The 4,590-nt window shown below is 57.5% G+C and carries 6 protein-coding genes; 3 read left to right on the top strand and 3 right to left on the bottom strand.

Annotation, left to right across the window (positions count from 1 at the left end):
- Positions 1-287: 287 nt before the first annotated feature.
- Entirely contained in the window at positions 288-569 is a 282-nt protein-coding gene (locus GBM95_RS11100; RefSeq protein ID WP_152159155.1) for a hypothetical protein, read from the bottom strand.
- Between the two features lie 278 nt (positions 570-847).
- Here GBM95_RS11100 and GBM95_RS11095 point away from each other — a divergent pair, with 278 nt between their 5' ends.
- The 3 genes from GBM95_RS11095 to GBM95_RS11085 all read left to right on the top strand — a co-directional run bounded on the left by GBM95_RS11095 (position 848) and on the right by GBM95_RS11085 (position 2,899).
- Entirely contained in the window at positions 848-1,159 is a 312-nt protein-coding gene (locus tag GBM95_RS11095) for a hypothetical protein (protein ID WP_152159154.1), read from the top strand.
- A 170-nt stretch (positions 1,160-1,329) separates the two neighbouring features.
- A complete protein-coding gene (locus GBM95_RS11090) occupies positions 1,330-2,391 on the top strand; it encodes a hypothetical protein (RefSeq protein WP_152159153.1) in 1,062 nt (353 codons plus the stop codon).
- 55 nt (positions 2,392-2,446) lie between these two features.
- Entirely contained in the window at positions 2,447-2,899 is a 453-nt protein-coding gene (locus tag GBM95_RS11085; protein WP_152159152.1) for a hypothetical protein, read from the top strand.
- A gap of 100 nt (positions 2,900-2,999) precedes the next feature.
- Here GBM95_RS11085 and GBM95_RS11080 read toward each other — a convergent pair whose 3' ends face one another.
- Together GBM95_RS11080 and GBM95_RS11075 are read right to left on the bottom strand one after the other, a co-directional pair.
- Complete coding sequence (locus tag GBM95_RS11080; RefSeq protein WP_152159151.1) at positions 3,000-3,293, bottom strand: helix-turn-helix transcriptional regulator; 294 nt, start codon at positions 3,291-3,293, stop codon at positions 3,000-3,002.
- A 3-nt stretch (positions 3,294-3,296) separates the two neighbouring features.
- A complete protein-coding gene (locus tag GBM95_RS11075; RefSeq protein ID WP_152159150.1) occupies positions 3,297-4,463 on the bottom strand; it encodes an iron-containing alcohol dehydrogenase in 1,167 nt (388 codons plus the stop codon).
- Positions 4,464-4,590: the final 127 nt, after the last annotated feature.

The raw sequence follows: 4,590 nt of genomic DNA, 5'->3' as shown, positions 1-4,590 counted from the left end.
AGCTGATAACCGGTTATTCCCCGCCGTTCCCATGCCTTGGAAGGGTATCACGCCACCGTAGCGGTCGGGCTACATGTCCACACTAAACGTCGAAAGGCCTGAAAATCTGAGTTGCGCGCCCTTCCAAGCACCCACGCCTATAACACTGGACGGTCCGCCATTAATAACCAATTCCACATTACCGTTTATATCGATATTACCGAACGCGCTAATCCCACGAATTGACTTGTTCAATGAAGTAGTTATCTGTCCGGAAATATCACCCGTCACATTTAATTCATATTTCTCTATACTAGAAATAAGAAAATACCACCTATATTATCACTCAAATCTCCCTTAATATTTAAAGTCTTGCCATCAACAATCGTAACTGTAGTATCCTGATTTGTTGCAGCAATACCAGAGTTTATTCCTGGAGTACCAGAAGACGCATTAGCGATGATCGTAGCATCATCGTTGAAGATGAATTCGTCGTTTGAAATCCCATCTTGTCCAACCGCATGCGTACTGAACGCAGTCATAACGGCCGTAAGCGCTATTGTCAATTTAGTCATTTGCATACGGATCATCACATGCTCCCCTGGGTGCTGCCAAAATCGAGATTTGACAATGGCTATTATTAAAGACACTTACTCTCCCTAGTATAGTCATACAAATCTTCATCTCTCAACGGCTCGATTGCTGCATCCAATCCTCCCTTGCTGGCGATCTGAAAAAGTAAGAATTGCATTTGGAGGGAGAACAGGGAAGCTTTGAGTACTCGCCAGCGTGATCCCGCTTTTCTCAAGTGAGGTCACCGGACTGTACGAAGCACGCTTCGCAAGAACTCAGACAACATCTCTGCACTATGGGCTACACACCGGTCATCTCCTGCATAGTCAATGCCAGCACCCGCGTTCTCATGCATCCTTGGGCTTGGATCACCGAACGTGAGTTTGATGACTTGCGTCAGAAGTGCGTCGTAAAAGAAGACAGCAACACCTGGAACGAGGCTCTGCCGCCGCTTGAACCTGCAAGGGCTGGGACAAGCTATGTGGCAAGCCCGGACAACGGCTGTGATTTTCAAGACCGATCCGCATATTTGAAGCAGAAAAACTGGATTCCTGAAGAGCTGCCGCGCTCCGGCGGCTCTATCGTCTCGGCGCAACTTTCGGGTTAATCCTCAGCGCGGATATCTCTGGACTCAGCCCGATTTCCGGGGAGTCCCGAAGAGGCGCCTCTCTATTTTCGCGCGGCAATGCATTAGTGTTGACACTTCCTCGGGACTCTGATGTCGAGACCGCGGGGAAGAATCACCGGACAATCACAAAAAACAGAGAGGAGAAGCGCATGACGACCGATGAACATTCCGAACTCAGCAAGGAGCTTGAGGAATTTCAGTCGTCCATGCCGCATGCCGCCCTTTTTTCGGACCTCGAGGTCCTGCCCGGCGGCGAGGGCTTCCGTTTCATGGGCACCCGCATTCTCGGCGCCCTTTCTATGGAACCCGTGCCTCCCGCGGCCCCGCTCTCCTTCATCAGCTGCGCGCTCGAAAACGACCGCTTCCTTATGATTGCCGCAATGGCAAGCGATCGGGATTCTCCGGACTTCTACCGGCTTGTCGCATCTCTCCCTTTCGAACCCGATGACTCGGACTCTGATTCATCCGATCCCGCGGAAGCGCTCGCGCTTCGCGCTGAACGCATCGACCGGCTCTCCAGATGCCTTGCAGCAGCGGATGCACTCTCCGACCGGCTTCCGCTCGATCTACTTCATGATGCGCGCACGCGTCTTCTTCACGAAATCAGAGCGCTCTGCTCTACTGACCACCTGAAGGCGCGTCTCTCCGGCGTTCCGGTCGCCAGCGTCTCCTTCGGACCGCGGTGCATCCGGGCTTCAAGCCTTCCTCAGGATGAGGCGAAAGGCCAGAGAGAACCCATCCAATTCGTTTCGCCCTGCTTCTCGGGACTCGCGGAAGGCCGTCCCGTCATGCTCATCCGCACCACCATGAGCGACGAAAGAAAAGCGCTTCTCTGGATCCGGGATGAAGAAGACTTCCATATGCTTTCGAGCCGCTTCATGGGCTGGAAGGAGGATGAGCGCGAGGCCTGGTGCCGCGGCATGCGCTCCCGGCTTGAGCAGGGAGCCCGCTCTCTGACGGCCCCCCGTCAGGCGCCGCTCGAGAAGCTCGCGCTCCATCTTTGCGAGCATGCGGAAAGCCTCTTCGATCTGATGCCGGATGAACCTCAGAGTAGCTTCAGTTCGCAGCGTCAGATCCTCCGGGGCGAAGCGGCACCGGAAGCCTGGGACGCCGCGCTCGACGGCGTCTTCACCCTCTTCGCGGCTGTGGACGAAACGGTCCGAAACAAACTTGGGACTTCCGAAGAGCAGCCCTCGTCTTCGTCCCTCTGAGAAGCGCACTACACTCAGTCTCCCAAAATGCTTCATTCGAAAAGGGAGATTCATTGTGAGTCGCGCTTCCACAGTCCTTACCCTGGCGCTCGGCGCATTCCTTGCCGCCGGCGCCGGCACTTCGCAAGCCTCTGAAGCGAGCGATGCGCTTGCCGACTGTCTCTACAAAAACACGTCCCAGGCCGACCGCAATGCCTTCGTGCAGTGGGCCTTCGTCACCATCGGCAAGGCCGATGCCGCCAAAGCGGTGACTGAAATCCCGCAGGCAAAGATCCGTCAGGTGGAAAAAAACGCTCAGACGGTTCTCACCCGCATCGTTCTGAAGAGCTGCTCCAAGCCCGCGATGAATGTCCTCATGACGGACCCGAAGAAGGGACTTGAAAACACGCTCACGAGCCTCGCCTACAAGCTCGCGGCCGACGAGGTCGCAAAGCGCACCTCGCCCGTCCTCAACCTCACGATTACGGACCTCCTCAATTCGTCCGTCACGAATCTTCTGAAGCGTTGATGCTTCCCGGATAGAGAATCCAGTAAAAAGAAGAGCTCCCCGCGTGAATTCCACAGGGAGCTCTTCCGTTCAGTGCTTTTACGCAGTCTCCGAGCGCGGCTCAGGAGCCTGCACCGGGTTCCTCGGGCGCCTTATGCGCCTCGTCCCAGGCGGCCTGCATTTCGATCCAGGGTGCAGATCCGGTGCCGAAAATGGTCCCGGCCGTCACCGCCATTTCGCGCGTCATGGGCGCCTTTCCCTCGAGAACCGCGAGAAAGGCGTCCTTTGAGAGACCGAACCAACCGGCAGCGGCAGAGAGCTCCGTATCCTCCAGAATCTGGGCGAGCACTTCGCCCGGATGCTGGATTTTCTGAGACTGTCCGCGTCCCCTAGGCGATTTTCCTCGATCGGCCATGCTTTATCGGGCTCCCTCGAGGATGGCTTCGACGTCTTCGGCGGCGAGCGGCTTCAGGTGCCCCACCGGTCCCTTTCTGCAGCAGTGGCGCGCAATGGCGTCGATCGGGCATTCGGCGGCGCCGAGCGCAGCAAGCGTCGTCGGCATGCGCATGAGCTGCAGCCACCCGATGAACTTCGCAATGCCGAGCTCAATCGTTGCCCGGTCATCGGCCTGAGGCTCGACGCCCATCACCCTGACGGCGAAGGAAACAAAGCGTTCCGGAGCCATCGGCGACACATAGCGCATCCAGGCCGGGATCACCACCGCAAGACCACAGCCGTGCGTGATGTTTTCGTTCCAGCCCGAAATTTCATGCTCAATCGCGTGGCAGGCCCAGTCTTCCTCGCGCCCGAGACCAAAGTAGCCGTTGTGGGCAAAGGTGCCCGCAAGGCCGATCTGGCACCAGGAGTCGTAATCGTCAGGCTTTTCGAGCACCTTCGGCCCGAATTCCATGATGGTGCGAAGGGCCGCCTCAGCCTGACCGTCCGTGTATTCCGTATGCGTCGTGTTGGAGAAATAGCGCTCGAGAATGTGCGAGAACATGTCGACGACGCCGGCCCCAATCTGATGGGCGGGGAGCGTCTTGAAGCGGTCGGGATTGATGAAGGCGGCGGCCGGGCGCAGGCACTCCGCGCCGATGCCCGCCTTCGTGCCGTGATGCGTGATCACGCAGCGGATCGACTGCTCCGACCCCGCAGCAGGGATCGTGAGGACGGCAAGAACCGGGAGCGCCTTCTGCGGCACTGCGCGGCCTTCAAAGAGCTCCCAGCAGTCGCCCTCGTATTCAATGCCGGCGGCAACGGCCTTCGCCGTGTCGATCACGGAACCGCCGCCCACGGCAACGATCGCGCGGATCCCCTGATCGCGCACCCAGTCAATCGTGTCGCGCACGAAGCCCATGCGGGGGTTGGGCTGCACGCCGCCCTTTTCGATCACGCAGAAACCCGCGTCCTCGAGGCTCTTTTCGACCGCGTCGAGGATCCCCGTGCGGCGAGCGGAACCGCCGCCGAAAAGCACAAGGACCTTGGCTTTCCCGCCGAGAACGGCAAGCGCCTGAGCGCCTACCTGAAGTTCAGCATCGCGGCCGAAAACGAGGCGCGTGGGATTGGAGTAGGAGAAGTTCAGCATATTGGCCTGCCTTCCTTGTGATGGGGAGTTATTAACATAGGCACAAAATAGTTGACAAGCGGCTACGGTTATGTTATAATTGATAAATGAGTTATGAAGATAAAACCACCACAACCCTCGACGGCCG

The organism is Sutterella seckii, from assembly GCF_009183815.1.
GTDB lineage: Bacteria > Pseudomonadota > Gammaproteobacteria > Burkholderiales > Burkholderiaceae_F > Sutterella > Sutterella seckii.
This window is presented reverse-complemented; position numbering and strand designations above follow the sequence as displayed.

Coding starts and splice junctions, on each gene's coding strand:
- GBM95_RS11100 (WP_152159155.1), bottom strand. CDS start 569: ATGATCCGTATGCAAATGACTAAATTGACAATAGCGCTTACGGCCGTT.
- GBM95_RS11095 (WP_152159154.1), top strand. CDS start 848: ATGGGCTACACACCGGTCATCTCCTGCATAGTCAATGCCAGCACCCGC.
- GBM95_RS11090 (WP_152159153.1), top strand. CDS start 1,330: ATGACGACCGATGAACATTCCGAACTCAGCAAGGAGCTTGAGGAATTT.
- GBM95_RS11080 (WP_152159151.1), bottom strand. CDS start 3,293: ATGGCCGATCGAGGAAAATCGCCTAGGGGACGCGGACAGTCTCAGAAA.
- GBM95_RS11075 (WP_152159150.1), bottom strand. CDS start 4,463: ATGCTGAACTTCTCCTACTCCAATCCCACGCGCCTCGTTTTCGGCCGC.